The sequence below is a fragment of the Lelliottia nimipressuralis genome (assembly GCF_004115925.1).
Classification (GTDB): domain Bacteria; phylum Pseudomonadota; class Gammaproteobacteria; order Enterobacterales; family Enterobacteriaceae; genus Enterobacter; species Enterobacter nimipressuralis.
In genome coordinates, this window is the sequence record NZ_SDDX01000021.1 from 222,549 (window position 1) to 241,593 (window position 19,045).

A 19,045-nucleotide genomic window follows, 5' to 3' on the forward strand; every position below is an offset into this window, starting at 1 on the left:
GTAGCCTTATACATGAACAATATGAACGTAATTATTGCCGATGACCACCCGATTGTACTGTTCGGTATTCGCAAATCACTTGAACAGATCGAGTGGGTGAATGTTGTCGGTGAATTTGAAGACTCTACAGCACTTATCAATAACCTCCCGAAACTTGATGCCCATGTCCTCATCACCGATCTCTCCATGCCGGGAGATAAATACGGTGATGGGATCACGCTTATCAAATACATCAAGCGCCACTTCCCGAGCATTTCGATCATTGTTCTGACCATGAACAACAACCCGGCGATCTTAAGCGCCGTGCTAGAACTCGATATTGAAGGGATCGTACTGAAACAAGGCGCGCCAACCGATCTGCCGAAAGCGCTTGCCGCCCTGCAGAAAGGCAAGAAATTTACCCCGGAAAGCGTCTCCCGTCTGCTGGAGAAAATCAGCGCCGGTGGTTACGGTGACAAGCGTTTGTCCCCGAAAGAGAGCGAAGTGTTGCGCCTGTTCGCGGAAGGTTTCCTGGTCACCGAGATTGCCAAGAAGCTGAACCGCAGCATTAAAACCATCAGTAGCCAGAAGAAATCGGCGATGATGAAGCTGGGTGTTGAAAATGACATCGCCCTGCTGAACTATCTCTCTTCTGTGACGCTGAGCGCGGTCGACAAAGACTGATTGCTCTTCGCTTAAAAAACCCGGCAGCGCTCGCGCTTGCCGGGTTTTTTTACGCCCTGTTTTTGCGCACGCGATCCGCGTAGACCGTCAGGGTCTGCTTGATCACATCCAGCGTGACCGGTTTCGACAGACAACTGTCCATTCCCGACTCAAGGCAGCGCTGCTTCTCTTCTGCCAGCGCATTCGCCGTCACGCCAATGACCGGCAGAGTCAGCCCCTGCTCGCGGATACGCTGCGTTAGGCGATAGCCATCCATGTTCGGCATGTTGACGTCGCTGAGCACAATATCAATATGATTTTTGCTGAGCACGTTAAGCGCATCGACGCCGTCGTTGGCCGTCAGACATTGATATCCCAGCGATCCGAGCTGATCGGCCAACAGACGGCGGTTAATCGGATGATCGTCGACCACCAGTATCATCATATCGTCATTCATTGCGACGGAAGAGTCGGGCGACGGCAGCGCTCTCACGCCGTCGCGCTCATCCACTTCAACGCGATAGATATGCGCCAGCAGATGCATCAGCTCATGCGGCGTGGCGACGCTGTGCGTCCACTCTCCCGGCACACGCTCCTGCGGAATACCAATATGACGACGACAGAAGATAATCGCGGCTCTGCCTTTCCAGGACGGGTCCAGCTCCACGTCCGTAATCAGCGTGTCGTCGGCATCGGCGGGTTGCCCCTCGTAGCGCATCACATGAAGGCCACGGTTGGTCAGCATCGACTCGAGGAAGGTATACAGCGAGGCGTTATGCACCGCCAGCCAGATTGTTTTACCGCTCAGCCCATCCGCCGGGGCTTTCACCGGATACTTCGCCGAATAGAGCGGAATACGAATCGTAAACTGGCTGCCCATACCCGGCTCGGTATCCACCGAGATATCGCCGTCCATCATGCTGATCAGTTGCTCACAGATCGCAAGCCCCAGACCTGTGCCCTGGAAGTTACGCTGTACGCCGGTTCCCACCTGGAAGAACGGGTCAAACAGTTTAACTACCTCTTTGGCCGGGATCCCGGTCCCCGTGTCGCGAACGCGGATACTCAAATAATCCCCGGCGCGGGAAACATGCAGGACGATACAGCCGATGTCGGTAAACTTAATCGCATTGCTCAGCAGGTTGGAAATCACCTGCTGCAGGCGCATCGGGTCGCCCTGCAAAGTCAGCGGCACATCCGGCTCGATAAAGCAGTAAAGTCCCAGCTGTTTGCGCACCACCAGCGGCATATAGTTGGCGCTGATGTGGTTCATCACCTCACGCGGCGAAAACTCGCTCGGCTCGATTTTCAGCTGCTCAGACTCAATTTTGGAGAAGTCGAGAATGTCGCTGATAATTTTCAGCAGCAGGCTCGACGAGTTGTTCATCGCCGTCACCAGACGATCGACGCCCTTCGGCAGCTCTTTGGTTTGCAGCAGATCGAGGTTACCGATAATGCCGTACAGCGGCGTGCGCAGCTCATGGCTGACGGTGGCGAGGAACATGGATTTCGACTGGCTGGCCTGTTCTGCCGCCTGCGCCATTTCCTGCAAAGACTCTTCCATTTTCACGCGCGAGGAGACATCCACCAGCACGCAAATCGCCACGTTTTCGTTGCGATAGCGCGAGTGAACAAAACTGATCTGCAGGTTCGTGTGGTTGCTGGTGAGCACATCGACAAAATTGACCTGCTGCCCGCAGATGATTTGCGTCAGCCGCTGCCGGTCTTCGTGCGTCAGCATGTTCAGATAGTTATGCGCCAGCTCATTACTGAGGATATTCGTTCCGTCCTGGGTGCGCAGAATACAGATGCCGACGGGCGCCGAAGCGACGATTTTGCGGTTAAACTGCTCGTGCTCTTCCAGCCGCTGGGCGTCGCTCTCTGCCGGAATGAAAATCTTGCGCTCATACATCCGCGCCAGCGTAAACAGCGCAATGCCTACCAGCACATTCAGCAGGATTGCGTTGAGGATCAGCATCCGGATGCGTTCCAGCACCATATCGACCGGTACGGAGTAGACAATACTCAGTGAAGACGGCGGCAGGCTTTTCTTCAGCACCAGGTCGCGGAACCCCGAGGTATAACCAAACCAGGAGCGCTCCTGCATCCAGCGCGGATCGACTTTTAAACGATCCTCAGGACCGGTGAGTGAAATCAGCTTATGACCATTTTCATCGAGAATGGTCACGCCCATCGGCAGGCTGCCCGGCGTGAAGAAGTTCTCCATGCGAATCGTCTGCTCGGTGCCCAGCAGCGCCTGCAGGCGGTTCGCCAGATAGACCGGCGTCAGACCATAGAAATAGCCCACGCCTGGACGCGGACCCTGGCTAATCCAGAAAATATTGTTGCCGCGCTCATCCTGAGGCGCGTTATGGTATTTGAGAATACGTTCGTGCAGCTTTTTCAGCGCATCTTCGCGCTCGACGGGCATATCCCGCAGGCCAAAATCGGCCATACAGAGGTTTTCGCTGCCGATGAGGAACACGCGGTTAAGATCGTAGGCTGCAGAGAAATTATCGCGCCAGTAGCGCATAAACCAGGCCAGTGATTCGAGAGAACCTCGCCAGGAGTTGCCCATCGCTGAGCAGTCGGAATCCGGGAACAACGGCTCGAAATCCGGGACTTCCGATTTATCGTCGCGCCCGCGGGACGCCATAATCCCGTTTTCCGCCGTCAGACGGTTCTCCGCAATGTACTTCAGCTCTTTCATCACGTCGGACGTGCGCTGGATATAGCGCTGGGCCTGATCGGAGCTTAGGTTGAACTCCTGACGGATCTCGGACTCCTTTTGGTGCAGCGTGTTGACGATGTAAAACACCGAAAACAGCGCGACCAGTAACCAGAGCAATAACGCCAGCGCCCGGAATAAATAGCGAGAGACTTTAAGCGTGGTACGAAAGGAGACGAGGTATTTCAAGGGGGCGAAGCTCCGCCATCAGGGTCAAAAAGAATGTGGTTAAGGTAGCGGTAAACGCCGCTTGCCGCAATGTTCGCTTGTCTGCAAAAAAGAAAGGGCCGGAATCCGGCCCTTTTTTCTGTCAGGAGACATTACTCTTCGGCATCATCAGCCGCATCGTCGTCGGTGTCCGCTTCCGGCGCGATTTCGTCATCGCCTTCTGCCACACTTCCGTCGATGGAATCGAGCTCTTCGTCATCCACCGGCTCTGCAACACGCTGCAGGCCGACCACGTTTTCGTCTTCCGCAGTACGGATGAGGATCACGCCCTGGGTGTTACGACCCACCACGCTAATCTCAGACACACGGGTACGAACCAGGGTGCCTGCGTCGGTGATCATCATGATCTGATCGCAGTCATCAACCTGTACCGCGCCGACAACGGAGCCATTACGTTCGGTGACTTTAATAGAGATAACGCCCTGCGTACCGCGAGACTTGGTTGGGTATTCACCTTCCGCCGTACGTTTGCCGTAACCATTCTGCGTCACGGTCAGGATTGCCCCTTCGCCACGTGGAATAATCAGGGAAACAACGCTGTCTTCGCCTGCCAGTCGGATACCACGAACACCGGTCGCGGTACGACCCATCGCGCGCACGGCGCTCTCTTTGAAGCGCACCACTTTACCGGCGGCAGAGAAGAGCATGACATCGTCAGTACCGGAGGTCAGATCCACGCCGATCAGTTCGTCGCCTTCGTTCAGGTTGACGGCAATGATGCCGGCAGAACGCGGACGGCTGAACTCTTTCAGCGCGGTTTTCTTCACGGTCCCGCTGGCGGTCGCCATAAAGACGTTTACGCCTTCTGCGTACTCGCGGACCGGCAGAATCGCAGTGATGCGTTCGTTCGGCTCCAGCGGCAGCAGGTTGACGATTGGACGACCACGCGCCCCACGGCTCGCTTCCGGCAGCTGATAAACCTTCATCCAGTACAGACGGCCACGGCTGGAGAAGCAGAGGATCGTATCGTGGGTGTTGGCCACCAGCAGGCGGTCAATAAAGTCTTCTTCTTTAATACGTGCAGCTGATTTGCCTTTACCACCACGACGTTGTGCTTCGTAGTCGGTCAGCGGCTGATACTTGACGTAGCCCTGGTGAGACAGGGTCACAACCACATCTTCCTGGTTGATCAGATCTTCGATATTGATATCCGCGCTGTTGGCGGTGATCTCAGTGCGACGCTCATCACCAAACTGATCGCGGACCAGTTCCAGCTCTTCACGAATCACTTCCATCAGACGATCTGCGCTACCGAGGATGTGCAGCAGTTCAGCAATCTGCTCCAGCAGCTCTTTGTACTCGTCGAGCAGTTTTTCATGCTCAAGGCCAGTCAGTTTCTGCAGACGCAGATCCAGAATCGCCTGTGCCTGCTGTTCGGTCAGATAGTACTGGCCGTCACGCACGCCGAACTCCGGCTCCAGCCACTCAGGACGCGCAGCATCATCGCCAGCGCGTTCCAGCATGGCCGCGACGTTACCCAGCTCCCACGGACGGGCAACCAGGCCCGCTTTCGCTTCGGCAGGCGTTGGCGCACGACGGATCAGTTCGATGATCGGGTCGATGTTCGCCAGCGCAACGGCCAGCGCTTCGAGGATGTGGGCACGATCACGTGCTTTACGCAGTTCGAAAATAGTACGGCGAGTCACCACTTCACGGCGGTGACGCACGAACGCGCTCAGAATCTCTTTCAGGTTCATGATCTTCGGCTGACCATGGTGCAGTGCCACCATGTTGATACCGAAGGAAACCTGGAGCTGCGTCTGGGAGTAAAGGTTGTTAAGAACAACTTCACCCACCGCGTCGCGTTTGATTTCAATCACGATGCGCATACCGTCTTTATCAGACTCGTCACGCAGCGCGCTGATACCTTCAACGCGTTTATCTTTTACCAGTTCCGCAATTTTCTCGATCAGGCGCGCTTTGTTCACCTGATACGGAATTTCGTGGACGATAATGGTTTCGCGACCCGTCTTCGCGTCAGCTTCCACTTCCGCGCGGGCACGAATATAAATTTTGCCACGACCGGTACGGTACGCTTCTTCGATACCGCGACGACCATTGATAATGGCGGCAGTCGGGAAGTCCGGGCCAGGGATGTGTTCCATCAGCCCTTCAATGCTGATCTCTTCATCGTCAATAAAGGCCAGGCAGCCGTTGATCACTTCCGTGATGTTGTGCGGCGGAATGTTGGTGGCCATACCGACGGCGATACCGGAAGAACCGTTCACCAGCAGGTTCGGGATCTTGGTCGGCATCACGTCTGGGATGCGCTCGGTGCCGTCGTAGTTATCGACGAAATCTACCGTCTCTTTTTCCAGGTCGGCCATCAGCTCATGGGCGATTTTCGACATACGGATTTCCGTATAACGCATCGCCGCCGCGGAGTCGCCATCGACAGAACCAAAGTTACCCTGGCCATCTACCAGCATGTAACGCAAGGAGAATGGCTGCGCCATACGCACGATAGTGTCATAAACGGCGGTATCACCATGAGGGTGGTATTTACCGATTACGTCACCAACGACACGGGCAGATTTTTTGTAGGCTTTATTCCAGTCATTGCCCAATACGTTCATGGCGTAAAGTACGCGACGGTGTACCGGCTTCAGGCCATCTCGGACGTCTGGCAGCGCACGGCCAACAATGACCGACATCGCATAGTCCAGATAGGAGCTCTTAAGCTCTTCCTCGATGTTAACCGGTGTAATTTCTCTCGCAAGGTCGCTCATCTAACCGCTATCCCTCTACTGTGTCCCGGATTCAAAGGTCGCAAATTATAACACAACCGCTATGAGACAGGTAAACCTGTATGCTTTATTCGCGGGGAGAGCCTGATATACTCGATCCTCTTGCGAAATAAGGAGTAAAAGCGCCCATGAATGCCGAAAAATCCCCGGTAGCTCACAACGTCGACCACGAAGAGATCGCCAAATTTGAAGCGGTGGCATCCCGCTGGTGGGATCTCGAAGGTGAGTTCAAACCTCTGCACCGTATTAACCCGCTGCGTCTGGGCTATATTGCGGAGCGTTCCGGCGGTCTGTTCGGTAAAAACGTGCTCGATGTCGGTTGTGGCGGCGGCATTCTGGCAGAGAGCATGGCGCGCGAAGGGGCTACGGTCACCGGGCTGGATATGGGCTTTGAGCCGTTACAGGTCGCGCGCCTGCATGCGTTAGAAACCGGTATTCAGGTGGATTACGTTCAAGAGACGGTCGAAGAGCACGCGGCGAAGCACGCTCATCAGTATGACGTGGTCACCTGTATGGAAATGTTAGAGCACGTTCCTGACCCGCAGTCGGTGGTCAAGGCCTGCGCTGCGCTTGTCAAACCCGGTGGACAGGTCTTCTTCTCGACCATCAACCGTAACGGCAAGGCGTGGCTGATGGCGGTCGTAGGGGCAGAATATGTCCTGCGCATGGTGCCTAAAGGCACCCATGACGTGAAGAAATTTATCAAACCGGCTGAATTATTAGGCTGGGTCGACGGCACCTGGCTTAAAGAGCAGCACATCACCGGTCTGCACTACAATCCGCTAACGGACAAATTCAAACTCGCGCCGGGTGTGGATGTTAACTATATGTTGCATACAACCGCAAAAAACGACTAACGTCATCAACTATTCTTATAAAGATTGCGCGGCGTCATGTTGCGCAATTTTGACCTCTCGTTGAAGAAATCAGCACTCGATCAAATTTTGAATTTTTTTTCTTAATTATTGACATGTCGTCCAGGCCTTACAGCACGAGGACTTAGGCTTTTTTACCCTTTCACAACCTCAATTTAACCTCAAAATCAACCCTTGTACTGAAATGATTCGATACTAGAATACTCACCATATAGCGTTCTTTTAATCGCAAAACCCCTACATGTAGTATTTATCCACAGAGTTAGTCACAAGACCATTCTGTGGATAAGCGGGGGATATTTCTATTTCACGGTAATTCACGGACAGGTAAAAACCCACATGAATCAGAGTCTGCTGGTGACAAAGCGCGACGGTACCACTGAGCGTATCAATCTCGACAAAATCCATCGAGTTCTCGACTGGGCAGCAGAAGGACTGAATAACGTATCTATCTCCCAGGTTGAGCTGCGTTCTCACATTCAGTTTTACGACGGCATCAAAACCTCTGACATCCACGAGACCATCATCAAGGCGGCGGCCGATCTCATCTCCCGCGAAGCGCCTGATTATCAGTATCTCGCAGCACGTCTTGCCATTTTCCATCTGCGTAAAAAAGCCTACGGCCAGTTTGAGCCGCCAGCGCTGTATGATCACGTGGTCAAAATGGTTGAGCTGGGCAAATACGACACGCATCTGCTGGAAGACTATACGGAAGAAGAGTTCGAGCAGATGAACGGGTTTATCGATCACTGGCGTGACATGAACTTCTCCTACGCCGCGGTTAAACAGCTCGAAGGCAAATACCTGGTTCAGAACCGCGTAACGGGTGAAATCTACGAAAGCGCGCAGTTCCTGTACATTCTGGTCGCCGCATGCCTGTTCTCCGGCTATCCGCGTGAAACCCGCCTGAGCTATGTGAAGCGTTTCTATGATGCGGTTTCTACCTTTAAAATTTCTCTGCCTACGCCGATCATGTCTGGCGTGCGCACCCCAACTCGCCAGTTCAGCTCTTGCGTTCTGATCGAGTGCGGCGACAGCCTGGATTCCATCAACGCCACCTCCAGCGCCATTGTGAAATACGTCTCCCAGCGTGCTGGTATCGGTATCAACGCGGGCCGTATTCGTGCGCTGGGTAGCCCAATTCGCGGCGGTGAAGCGTTCCATACCGGCTGTATTCCGTTCTACAAACACTTCCAGACCGCAGTGAAATCCTGCTCTCAGGGCGGCGTTCGCGGTGGTGCAGCCACGCTGTTCTACCCAATGTGGCATCTGGAAGTAGAAAGCCTGCTGGTTCTGAAAAACAACCGTGGCGTTGAAGGGAACCGCGTTCGTCACATGGACTACGGCGTTCAGATCAACAAACTGATGTATACCCGCCTGCTGAAAGGCCAGGACATCACCCTGTTCAGCCCGTCCGACGTCCCAGGCCTGTACGATGCGTTCTTCGCCGATCAGGATGAGTTCGAGCGTCTGTATACCCAGTACGAAAACGACGACAGCATCCGCAAACAGCGCGTCAAAGCGGTGGACCTGTTCTCTCTGATGATGCAGGAACGTGCCTCAACTGGCCGTATCTACATTCAGAACGTGGACCACTGCAACACCCACAGCCCGTTTGATCCAGCCATCGCACCCGTGCGCCAGTCTAACCTGTGCCTGGAGATCGCCCTGCCGACCAAACCGCTGTACGACGTTAACGACGAAAACGGTGAAATCGCGCTCTGTACTCTGTCTGCATTCAACCTGGGCGCAATCAAGAGCCTGTCTGAGCTGGAAGAGCTGGCTGTGCTGGCGGTTCGCGCGCTGGATGCCCTGCTGGATTATCAGGACTACCCAATCCCTGCGGCAAAACGCGGTGCCATGGGCCGTCGTACGCTGGGTATTGGCGTGATCAACTTTGCCTACTGGCTGGCGAAAAACGGTAAGCGTTACTCCGACGGCAGCGCCAATAACCTGACGCATGAAACTTTCGAAGCCATTCAGTATTACCTGATGAAAGCCTCGAACGAGCTGGCGAAAGAGCAAGGCGCGTGCCCGTGGTTCAATGAAACCACCTACGCGAAAGGCATTCTGCCGATCGATACCTACAAGAAAGATCTGGACGGTATCGTCAGCGAGCCGCTGCATCTCGACTGGGAAGGACTGCGTGAATCAATCAAAACGCACGGTCTGCGTAACTCCACCCTTTCTGCGCTGATGCCGTCCGAGACCTCTTCGCAGATCTCCAACGCCACCAACGGCATTGAGCCGCCGCGCGGTCACGTGAGCATCAAAGCCTCGAAAGATGGCGTGCTGCGTCAGGTCGTGCCGGATTACGAAACGCTGGGGAATAACTACGAGCTGCTGTGGGAAATGCCGAATAACGACGGTTACCTGCAGCTGGTGGGTATCATGCAGAAATTTATCGACCAGTCGATCTCTGCGAATACCAACTACGATCCGACGCGCTTCCCGTCAGGAAAAGTGCCGATGCAACAGTTGCTCAAAGATCTGCTGACCGCCTACAAATTTGGCGTGAAAACCCTGTACTATCACAACACCCGTGACGGTGCAGAAGATGCGCAGGATGATATGGCGCCTTCAATTCAGGACGATGGCTGCGAAAGCGGCGCATGTAAGATCTAGTTTTGCCTTTTGCCGGATGGCGGCGTAAACGCCGTATCCGGCCTACATAATTTCGAGGTGTTGTAGGCCGGATACGCAAAGCGCTTTCCGGCATTACACTCCTACAGGACTCACTTCAATGGCATATACCACCTTTTCACAGACGAAAAACGACCAGCTCAAAGAGCCCATGTTCTTCGGGCAATCGGTCAACGTGGCACGCTACGATCAGCAAAAATATGACATCTTCGAAAAGCTGATCGAAAAGCAACTCTCCTTCTTCTGGCGTCCGGAAGAAGTGGATGTTTCACGCGATCGCATCGACTTTCAGGCACTGCCTGACCATGAAAAGCACATTTTCCTCAGCAACCTGAAGTACCAGACGCTGCTGGATTCCATTCAGGGTCGTAGCCCAAACGTGGCGTTGCTGCCGCTGATCTCTATTCCTGAACTGGAAACCTGGGTCGAAACCTGGGCGTTCTCCGAGACGATCCACTCGCGCTCCTACACCCACATCATCCGTAACATCGTGAACGATCCGGCGGTGGTGTTTGACGATATCGTTACCAACGAGCAGATCCAGAAACGTGCAGAGGGCATCGCCCACTACTATGACGAGCTGATCGAAATGACCAGCTACTGGCATCTGCTGGGCGAAGGCACCCACAACGTCAACGGTAAAACCGTGACCGTGAATCTGCGCGCCCTGAAAAAACAGCTGTACCTGTGCCTGATGAGCGTCAACGCGCTGGAAGCGATTCGCTTCTATGTCAGCTTTGCCTGCTCATTTGCCTTCGCAGAGCGCAAGCTGATGGAAGGTAACGCGAAAATTATCCGTCTGATCGCTCGCGACGAAGCCCTGCACCTGACCGGCACTCAGCACATGCTGAATCTGCTGCGCAGCGGCGTGGACGATCCGGAAATGGCAGAGATTGCCGAAGAGTGCAAACAGGAGTGCTACGACCTGTTTGTGCTGGCCGCTCAGCAGGAAAAAGAGTGGGCAGATTACCTGTTCCGCGACGGCTCCATGATCGGTCTGAACAAAGACATTCTGTGTCAGTACGTAGAGTACATCACCAACATCCGCATGCAGGCGGTGGGCCTTGAGCTGCCGTTTAAAACGCGCTCTAACCCGATTCCATGGATCAACACCTGGCTGGTGTCCGACAACGTCCAGGTTGCGCCGCAGGAAGTGGAAGTGAGTTCTTATCTGGTCGGTCAGATTGATTCCGAAGTCAATACTGACGACCTGAGCGATTTCCAGCTCTGATGAGCCGCGTCACGCTAAGCCTTTCCGGCACAGAAGTTCTGTGCCGCGAAGAGCACCCTTCTCTGCTGGTCGCGCTCGAGTCGCATCAGGTGGAAGTCGAATACCAGTGTCGCGCCGGTTACTGCGGCTCCTGCCGCTGCCGTTTAGTGGCAGGCCAGGTCGACTGGCTCACCGAGCCGCTGGCGTTCATCAATGAAGGGGAAATTTTGCCCTGCTGTTGCCGGGCAAAAGGCGATATCGAAATCGAGATGTAATGCCTGCACGCACTAAATGCCCGCTTTCGCGGGCATTTTTTTATCCACGTTTCTGCATCATCTCCGCGTGATGACGTTTTTCACCGAACATCACCACAATTAGCAGCAATACTGCCATTATGCTGCCGCCAATCATCACCATAAAGCCACCGTCCCAGCCGAAGAAATCGACCGTGTAACCGACGATAGCGCTGGCGGCGACCGATCCGCCGAGATAACCAAACAGACCGGTAAAGCCTGCGGCGGTCCCTGCTGCTTTCTTCGGCGCCAGTTCAAGGGCATGCAGGCCGATCAGCATTACCGGGCCATAAATCAGGAAGCCAATCACGATCATACAGGCCATATCCACACCCGGATTTCCCGGAGGGTTGAGCCAGTAAACGATCGTGGCGATGGTCACCAGCGTCATAAAGAACACGCCCGTTGCACCGCGGTTGCCTTTGAACACTTTATCCGACATCCAGCCGCAAATCAGCGTGCCCGGGATCCCGGCATATTCATACAAGAAATAGGCCCAGGATGACTTATCCAGCGCGAAGTGCTTCACCTCTTTCAGATAGGTTGGCGACCAGTCGAGAATGCCGTATCGCAGCAGATAGACAAACACGTTCGCCACCGCGATGTACCACAGCAGTTTGTTCGGCAGAACGTATTTCATGAAGATTTGCTTCGCCGTCAGCTCCTCTTCGTGCTGCTCGCTATAGTCGTCCGGATAGTCGTTTTTATACTCTTCGATTGGCGGCAGGCCGCAGGATTGCGGGGTATCGCGCATCAGCGCAAAAGCAATCATCGCCACCAGAATCGCGCCAAATGCAGGCATGTACAGCGCCGCTTTCCAGTCGTTAAACCACGCCATCCCTAGCAGGAACAGCAGTGGCGGAATACCACCGCCGACGTTATGGGCGCAGTTCCACACCGACACAATCCCGCCGCGCTCTTTCTGCGACCACCAGTGGACCATGGTACGTCCGCACGGTGGCCACCCCATTCCCTGGAACCAGCCGCAGATAAACAGCAGCACAAACATCACTGCGATGCTGGAGGTCGCCCAGGGCACAAAGCCCATAAACAGCATGACCGCCGCAGCCAGAATCAGGCCCGCCGGTAAGAAGACGCGCGGATTCGAGCGGTCCGAGACCGACCCCATGATGAATTTCGAAAAACCGTAGGCAATTGAAATGCCGGAGAGCGCGAAACCTAAGTCACCGCGCGAAAACCCCTGTTCAACCAGATACGGCATCGCCAGGGCGAAGTTTTTGCGCACCAGATAGTAAGCGGCATAGCCGAAGAAAATTCCGAGGAAGATTTGCCAGCGCAGGCGGCGATAAAGCGGGTCAACTTCTGCCTCTGGCAGACGTGCCCGATGCGGAGCAGGTTTGAAGATACTGAGCATAACAGCCTCCGTGGCCATATTGTTAATTGCCAGGGCTTTTACTGCACCCCAGCTCCAGAGAGGTTGGGGATGTTAAATAATCACGACGATTGTTACTGTGAATCAACGCACGAATTGTTACAGAAATATGACACAGTGCTCAAAAAGGCGCACGGAATCACATTTCATTTTCGAATTGCGCTCGTTTGTGTTCGAAATCAAACAAACCACATTTTTGATGTGGCTAAATGGTAAAAAACGAACATGAGGGAAGACAATGGCAATCCGCGATCCCCGTTATAGCGATGTGATTATCATTGGCGGCGGCGCAACGGGCGCCGGGATGGCGCGGGACTGCGCCCTGCGAGGCTTAAGCGTTACGCTGCTCGAACGTCACGATATCGCCACCGGCGCCACCGGGCGCAATCACGGCTTATTGCACAGCGGCGCGCGCTACGCCGTGACCGACAACGAATCCGCGCGCGAGTGCATCGCCGAAAACCAGATTCTCAAACGCATCGCCCGCCACTGCATTGAACCCACAGACGGCCTGTTTATCACGCTGCCAGAGGACGATCTGGCGTTTCAGAAAACCTTTATTACCGCCTGCACTAACGCGGGTATCAATGCCGAAGCGATAGATCCTCTGCTTGCCCGACGCATCGAACCGGCGGTAAACCCGGCCCTGCTGGGCGCAGTGAAAGTGCCCGACGGCACCGTGGACCCCTTCCGCCTGACGGCTGCGAATATGCTCGATGCCCGCGAACACGGCGCGACCATTCTGACCGCGCATGAAGTCACAGGGCTTATCCGTGAAGGCGACAGCGTGCGGGGCGTGCGTGTCTATGATCGCCTGTACGGAGAACACAGCGAGCTGTACGCAGGGGTGGTGGTCAACGCTGCCGGGATCTGGGGCCAGCACATTGCGGAGTATGCAGAGTTGTCCGTTCGCATGTTCCCGGCGAAAGGCTCGCTGCTGATCCTCGATCACCGTATCAACAATCACGTCATCAACCGCTGCCGCAAACCGTCCGACGCCGACATCCTGGTGCCGGGCGATACCATCTCCCTGATTGGTACCACCTCCACGCACATTGATTACAACGATATCGACTGTAATCGGGTGACTGCCGAAGAGGTGGATATCCTGCTGCGCGAAGGGGAAAAACTGGCGCCGATCATGGCGCAAACCCGCATTCTGCGCGCCTATGCCGGGGTACGCCCGCTGGTCGCCAGCGACGACGATCCGAGCGGGCGCAACGTCAGCCGTGGCATTGTGTTGCTCGATCACGCCGCGCGTGACGGGCTGGAAGGTTTTATTACCATCACCGGCGGCAAACTGATGACCTACCGGCTGATGGCGCAGTGGGCCACCGACGCCGTGTGCCGTAAACTCGGCAATACGCAGCCCTGCACCACTGCTGAGCGCCCGCTGCCAGGCTCGCAGGAGCCAACCGAAAAAACGCTGCAAAAAATCATCTCCCTGCCCGCGCCGCTGCGCGGATCGGCCATCTACCGCCATGGCGATCGCACGCCCGCCTGGCTGGGCCAGGGCCGCCTCAACCGCAGCCTGGTGTGCGAATGCGAAGCCGTCACTGCGGGCGAAGTGCAGTATGCGGTGGAAAATCTGGCGGTTAACAACCTGCTCGATTTACGCCGCCGTACCCGCGTCGGGATGGGCACCTGTCAGGGCGAGCTGTGCGCCTGCCGCGCGGCGGGCCTGTTACAGCGTTTCAATGTCACCACCTCCACGCAATCACTGACGCAGCTCAGCGAGTTCCTCAATGAGCGCTGGAAAGGGGTGCAGCCTGTCGCCTGGGGCGATGCGCTGCGCGAAAGCGAATTTACCCGCTGGGTCTACCAGGGGCTGTGCGGACTGGAAAAGGAGCAGCACGATGAAATTTGATACGGTGATTATTGGTGGCGGTCTCGCCGGGCTGCTGTGCGGCCTGAAGCTGACGCAAAGCGGCCAGCGCTGCGCCATTATCAGTCGCGGTCAAAGCGCGCTGCATTTTTCGTCAGGCTCCCTGGACCTGCTCGGCGCGATGGCCGACGGTTCACCCGTCCAGAATCCGCTCACGGCGGTGCAAAACCCGGCGGCCCTGCCGCCTGAACACCCTTACCGCCGGGTGGGGGTTGAAAATATTGCCCGCTTCGCGCGAGAAACCGAAAGCCTCCTCGCCGCCAGCGGCGCGCGCTTAAAGGGCAATGCCGGGCAAAATCACGCCCGCGTCACGCCGCTTGGCACCCAGCGCAGCGCCTGGCTCAGCCCGGAAGAGGTGCCTGTCGCCCCCAGCCAGAACCAGCGCGTCTGCGTCATTGGCATCAGCGGATTTCTCGATTTTCAGGCCCATCTTGCCGCTGCGTCGCTGCGACACCAGGGGATTCACGCGGACACGGCGGAGATCGAGTTACCGGAGCTGGATGTCCTGCGGGATAACGCCAGTGAGTTTCGCGCCGTGAATATTGCCCGCCTGCTGGACAACGACGTTCACTGGCCGATGATTTTTGACGCCTTACATCCTCTGGCGCAGGGCGTCGATGCCCTGTACATGCCGGCCTGTTTTGGCCTGACGGATAATCGTTTGTGGCGCTGGCTCAGCGATCGCCTCCCCTGCCCGCTCTGGCTGCTGCCGACGCTGCCGCCATCTGTGCCAGGGATTCGTCTGCACAATCAGCTTCAGCGGCAGTTTATCGCTCAGGGCGGCGTCTGGATGGCGGGGGATGAAGTCAAAAAAGTGTCGCTTGAAGCGGGTAACGCCCATGCCGTCTGGACGCGAAACCATGAGGATATTCCGCTGCGTGCCCGTTTTGTGGTACTGGCGAGCGGCAGTTTCTTCAGTAACGGATTAATCAGCACCCGCGAAGGGATCCGCGAGGCGGTGATGGGGCTGGACGTGCGCCAGAGCGCCTCCCGCGCCGACTGGTATCAGAGCGATTTCTTCACACCCCAGCCGTGGCAGCAGTTTGGTGTCATCACCGATGAGCATCTGCGCCCGCAGCTTTCCGGCGTGGCGATCGACAATCTTTACGCCATTGGCTCGGTGCTGGGCGGTTTTGACCCGATAGCCCAGGGCTGCGGCGGCGGTGTCTGCGCCATCACGGCGCTGTCCGTTGCCGAACAGATTTGCCAGCGAGCGGGAGAACAACCATGAACGATACCCGTTTTGAAAGCTGCATCAAATGCACCGTCTGCACCACCGTCTGTCCAGTGAGCAGCGTGAATCCGCGCTACCCGGGGCCGAAACAGGCCGGGCCGGACGGCGAGCGTCTGCGCCTGAAAGATGGCGCACTGTACGACGACGCGCTGAAATACTGCATTAACTGCAAGCGCTGTGAAGTCGCCTGCCCCTCTGATGTTAAAATCGGGGATATTATCCAGCGCGCGCGGGCGCAGTACAGCACGCAAAAACCGACCCTTCGTGATGCCATTTTAAGCCATACGGATCTGATGGGCAGCGTCTCCACGCCGTTCGCCCCGCTGGTGAATGCGGCGACCTCGCTGAAACCGGTGCGAAAGCTCCTCGACGTGGCGCTCAAAATCGATCATCACCGCACTCTGCCCAAATACTCCCACGGGACTTTCCGCCGCTGGTATAAAAGCGTTGCCGAGAGACAGGCGCAGTACACCGACCAGGCCGCGTTCTTCCACGGCTGTTACGTGAACTATAACCACCCGCAGTTGGGCAAAGATCTGGTCAGCGTGTTGAATGCAATGGGCACCGGCGTGCAGTTGCTGAATAAAGAGAAATGCTGCGGCGTGCCGCTGATTGCCAACGGCTTTACCGACCGGGCGCGTAAACAGGCCCGACACAACGTGACCTCCTTGCGCGAAGCGATTGTCGACAAAGGGATCCCGGTCCTCGCCACGTCGTCCACCTGCACCTTTACGCTGCGGGATGAATATCCGCATCTGCTGGACGTCGATAACAGCGGTTTGCGCGAGCACATCGAGCTGGCCACCCGTTTTATCTGGCGCAAACTGGATAGCGGGCAGAGGCTGCCGTTAAAGAAATTACCGCTGAAAGTGGTGTATCACACACCCTGTCATATGGAAAAAATGGGCTGGGCGATTTATACGCTGGAGCTACTCAGGCTGATTCCGGGGCTGGAACTGACAGTGCTGGATTCGCGCTGCTGCGGGATTGCAGGGACCTACGGCTTTAAAAGCGAAAACTACCCGACGTCGCAGGCCATTGGTGCGCCGCTGTTCCGCCAGATCGAAGAGAGCGGCGCGGACCTGGTGGTGACCGACTGCGAAACCTGCAAATGGCAGATCGAGATGTCCACGAGCCTGCGCTGTGAACATCCAATCTCCCTGCTGGCGAAAGCGCTCAGCTAAGCAGACCGGGGCGTTTTGCCCCGGTTTTTTCACTCGATAAACAGTGTTTCCACCACCTCTATCCAGCCATGATCGCTGGCGACCTCTTTGCCATTCAGCCAGCGGCGCAGCATATTCAACGCCATCATCGCGCACACCTCCTGGCGCACCTGCAGGCTGTAACGCGTGGCGCTCATTTTCACGCGCAGAGCGTGAGTGCCCTGCGGTGTGGCGAGGGCAAAATTGAGATGCTCATCTTCAAGGCCAGTCACCGCCAGCGCCAGTCCGGCGAAATGGTTGACCCGACGATCGGCCGTCCAGTGGGCGGTTTGCGCGAGTGTCTCTTCCTGCGAAGGCACCACTTCACTCGCCAGTAGCGAGGCGTTTGCCCGCGAGAGTTGCAACGCCAGCAAACCGCCGGTGAACTGCTCGCTCAGGGTCAGGCTCAATTGACGGTCCTGAAGATGACGGGCGATTTGCGCCGGTAATCCTTCGGTGCCTTCAAAGATCAGATTTTCACCCGCTACGCGCTGCACCTCAGGCCATGCCGCCAGCATCGCCTCTTTTTGCGTCGCCGGACCGGTCAGTTTCAGCTCGATTATGGGCATTGAGGAGCGGTAGCCCATTGATACCCCTTCCGGCAGCTCAAGGGGATCGAGGCTTTGCGCCAGATCGCTTTCCGAACGGCCAAAGGTGGTGAGGCGCAGGCAAATCGGCGGCTCTGGCAGTGTGAACCGCTCGCGCAGGCGCGGCATAATTTCCTGCTCGACCATCACTTTAAATTCAGAGGGAACGCCGGGGGTAAAGAACATCAGGCAGCGGTTCAGCTTGACCGCAAAACCGCAGGCCGTGCCGACTGGATTATTAATAAACTCGGCGCTGGCGGGGATTTCCGCCTGCTTGCGGTTGCTGGGCGCCATCACCCGGCCACGCTCGCTGAAGAAGCGTTCCATCTGCACCAGCCACTCTTTATGCAGCACCAGCCCTTCGCCTTTGGCCGTCGCCGCTGCCAGTGCGCTGAGGTCGTCGCTGGTTGGCCCGAGGCCACCGTTGACGATCAGCACATCCGCATGTTCGCTGCGCTCACGCAGCACGTTGACCAGCGACTCGAGGCTATCGCCGACGGTATTACGGCGCGTTAACGGTAAACCCTGCTCAAAGAAAAAATTGGCCAGCCAGGCCGCATTGGTATCGGTAATTTGTCCATGCAGCACTTCGTCGCCAGTGGACAACATTTCCACGCTTATCATCGTGTTCTCCCACTTATTTAGTGGAAACACTATAGCGCAATCAGATGTGGGGGGAAGAGAGAAACAGGTGCGGCAGGACGCCGCACCCTAAAATCAGAATCCTGCGCTCACGCCCACGTACGGGCCATCGGCCAGCGCGTTGTCGCGGTTGCCGTCTTTACCGGCGAGGTTCAGGTAGCGATAACCGGCTTCGATGGTGATCGGACGCATGATGGTCCAGCGCGCACCGGCGTTGGCTTCTTCATAGCTGTCGATACCGCTGGAGAGGGAATCCGGAGAGTAGTAGTACTCACCAAACAGACCGAAGCTGTCGCCGATTTTCCACTGCAAACCGCCGCCCACTGCTGCTGCGTAGCCTTCGTCGCCGTCGTTCGGGTTAGTGTAGATACCTTTCCCGCCAACGGTCGCCAGGAATGGACCCAGCGGAATGTTCAGGCCCAGACCGAGGCTCGCGGCATCGCCGTCGTCATCGTTGTGAGTCCAGCCACCGGTCATCGCCAGGCCGGAGGTGTCTGTGCCCATGCCAAAACCGAGGTGGGTGTAATCCTTACCCGCCTGGCCGCTAAAAGAGATTGCATTTGCCGCCGCAGATACAAACATCAGGCCGCTCAGGCCCAGTAATGCCACTTTTTTCATTGTCGTGATCCCGCACTCATTTAAAATAGATATCCCAAAACCGCGCGATTTTAACCCGAGAAATCCAGGGATCAATGCGCTATCGGTGCGTATGACGTTTAGATTGTAACGATTTGAA

General features: G+C 56.2%; 13 protein-coding genes. 8 read left to right on the plus strand and 5 right to left on the minus strand.

All coding sequences use genetic code 11. From position 1 onward, the window contains the following. The first annotated feature begins 12 nt into the window (after positions 1-12). On the plus strand, positions 13-663 hold the full coding sequence (rcsB, locus tag ETG88_RS18255) for a response regulator transcription factor RcsB (protein ID WP_015959795.1): 651 nt from the start codon (positions 13-15) through the stop codon (positions 661-663). Between the two features lie 49 nt (positions 664-712). Here the strand turns inward: rcsB and rcsC are convergent, their stop codons facing one another. Both rcsC and gyrA read right to left on the minus strand, forming a co-directional pair. Continuing rightward, positions 713-3,559: a two-component system sensor histidine kinase RcsC gene (rcsC, locus tag ETG88_RS18260; RefSeq protein ID WP_129036040.1), complete on the minus strand. Its 2,847-nt coding sequence runs from the start codon at positions 3,557-3,559 to the stop codon at positions 713-715. A gap of 131 nt (positions 3,560-3,690) precedes the next feature. Beyond that, positions 3,691-6,327, minus strand: a complete 2,637-nt coding sequence (gene gyrA / locus ETG88_RS18265) for a DNA topoisomerase (ATP-hydrolyzing) subunit A (protein ID WP_102104891.1) — start codon at positions 6,325-6,327, stop codon at positions 3,691-3,693. A 146-nt stretch (positions 6,328-6,473) separates the two neighbouring features. Between gyrA and ubiG the strand changes: the two genes are divergently transcribed. The 4 genes from ubiG (at position 6,474) to yfaE (ending at position 11,348) form a co-directional block, all read left to right on the plus strand. Next, positions 6,474-7,202 (plus strand): bifunctional 2-polyprenyl-6-hydroxyphenol methylase/3-demethylubiquinol 3-O-methyltransferase UbiG, encoded by a 729-nt coding sequence (ubiG, locus tag ETG88_RS18270; RefSeq protein WP_100779475.1) that lies wholly within the window; start codon positions 6,474-6,476, stop codon positions 7,200-7,202. A 357-nt stretch (positions 7,203-7,559) separates the two neighbouring features. Further along, positions 7,560-9,845 (plus strand): class 1a ribonucleoside-diphosphate reductase subunit alpha, encoded by a 2,286-nt coding sequence (gene nrdA, locus ETG88_RS18275; protein ID WP_100779474.1) that lies wholly within the window; start codon positions 7,560-7,562, stop codon positions 9,843-9,845. A 118-nt stretch (positions 9,846-9,963) separates the two neighbouring features. Then, positions 9,964-11,094 carry a class Ia ribonucleoside-diphosphate reductase subunit beta gene (nrdB, locus tag ETG88_RS18280; RefSeq protein WP_100779473.1) on the plus strand — a complete coding sequence of 377 codons (1,131 nt, stop codon included), beginning with the start codon at positions 9,964-9,966 and terminating at the stop codon, positions 11,092-11,094. Further along, entirely contained in the window at positions 11,094-11,348 is a 255-nt protein-coding gene (yfaE, locus tag ETG88_RS18285; RefSeq protein WP_015959801.1) for a class I ribonucleotide reductase maintenance protein YfaE, read from the plus strand. The genes nrdB and yfaE overlap by 1 nt, the downstream gene beginning before the upstream one ends. 40 nt (positions 11,349-11,388) lie before the next feature. On the opposite strand, the gene glpT is transcribed toward yfaE, so the two are convergent. Next, positions 11,389-12,741 (minus strand): glycerol-3-phosphate transporter, encoded by a 1,353-nt coding sequence (gene glpT / locus ETG88_RS18290; RefSeq protein ID WP_100779472.1) that lies wholly within the window; start codon positions 12,739-12,741, stop codon positions 11,389-11,391. Between the two features lie 256 nt (positions 12,742-12,997). Here glpT and glpA point away from each other — a divergent pair, with 256 nt between their 5' ends. The 3 genes from glpA to glpC are packed head-to-tail and all read left to right on the plus strand — an operon-like array spanning position 12,998 to position 17,062. Continuing rightward, the gene (gene glpA / locus ETG88_RS18295) at positions 12,998-14,626 is read left to right on the plus strand and encodes an anaerobic glycerol-3-phosphate dehydrogenase subunit A (RefSeq protein WP_129036041.1); all 1,629 of its coding nucleotides are present in this window, start codon (positions 12,998-13,000) and stop codon (positions 14,624-14,626) included. Beyond that, a complete protein-coding gene (gene glpB, locus ETG88_RS18300; RefSeq protein ID WP_129036042.1) occupies positions 14,616-15,875 on the plus strand; it encodes a glycerol-3-phosphate dehydrogenase subunit GlpB in 1,260 nt (419 codons plus the stop codon). The genes glpA and glpB overlap by 11 nt, the downstream gene beginning before the upstream one ends. Further along, on the plus strand, positions 15,872-17,062 hold the full coding sequence (glpC, locus tag ETG88_RS18305; RefSeq protein ID WP_129036043.1) for an anaerobic glycerol-3-phosphate dehydrogenase subunit GlpC: 1,191 nt from the start codon (positions 15,872-15,874) through the stop codon (positions 17,060-17,062). The genes glpB and glpC overlap by 4 nt, the downstream gene beginning before the upstream one ends. Before the next feature lie 29 nt (positions 17,063-17,091). Here the strand turns inward: glpC and ETG88_RS18310 are convergent, their stop codons facing one another. Next, on the minus strand, positions 17,092-18,291 hold the full coding sequence (locus ETG88_RS18310) for a nicotinamide mononucleotide deamidase-related protein YfaY (protein WP_129036044.1): 1,200 nt from the start codon (positions 18,289-18,291) through the stop codon (positions 17,092-17,094). A gap of 93 nt (positions 18,292-18,384) precedes the next feature. Beyond that, a complete protein-coding gene (locus tag ETG88_RS18315) occupies positions 18,385-18,927 on the minus strand; it encodes a YfaZ family outer membrane protein (RefSeq protein ID WP_129036045.1) in 543 nt (180 codons plus the stop codon). Positions 18,928-19,045 lie beyond the last annotated feature (118 nt).

Excerpts from the sequence above, each read along its gene's own strand:
- ETG88_RS18310 (WP_129036044.1), bottom strand. The coding sequence starts at position 18,291 with ATGATAAGCGTGGAAATGTTGTCCACTGGCGACGAAGTGCTGCATGGA.
- yfaE (WP_015959801.1), top strand. The coding sequence starts at position 11,094 with ATGAGCCGCGTCACGCTAAGCCTTTCCGGCACAGAAGTTCTGTGCCGC.
- ubiG (WP_100779475.1), top strand. The coding sequence starts at position 6,474 with ATGAATGCCGAAAAATCCCCGGTAGCTCACAACGTCGACCACGAAGAG.
- nrdA (WP_100779474.1), top strand. The coding sequence starts at position 7,560 with ATGAATCAGAGTCTGCTGGTGACAAAGCGCGACGGTACCACTGAGCGT.
- rcsB (WP_015959795.1), top strand. The coding sequence starts at position 13 with ATGAACAATATGAACGTAATTATTGCCGATGACCACCCGATTGTACTG.
- glpT (WP_100779472.1), bottom strand. The coding sequence starts at position 12,741 with ATGCTCAGTATCTTCAAACCTGCTCCGCATCGGGCACGTCTGCCAGAG.
- gyrA (WP_102104891.1), bottom strand. The coding sequence starts at position 6,327 with ATGAGCGACCTTGCGAGAGAAATTACACCGGTTAACATCGAGGAAGAG.
- glpB (WP_129036042.1), top strand. The coding sequence starts at position 14,616 with ATGAAATTTGATACGGTGATTATTGGTGGCGGTCTCGCCGGGCTGCTG.
- glpA (WP_129036041.1), top strand. The coding sequence starts at position 12,998 with ATGGCAATCCGCGATCCCCGTTATAGCGATGTGATTATCATTGGCGGC.
- ETG88_RS18315 (WP_129036045.1), bottom strand. The coding sequence starts at position 18,927 with ATGAAAAAAGTGGCATTACTGGGCCTGAGCGGCCTGATGTTTGTATCT.
- nrdB (WP_100779473.1), top strand. The coding sequence starts at position 9,964 with ATGGCATATACCACCTTTTCACAGACGAAAAACGACCAGCTCAAAGAG.
- glpC (WP_129036043.1), top strand. The coding sequence starts at position 15,872 with ATGAACGATACCCGTTTTGAAAGCTGCATCAAATGCACCGTCTGCACC.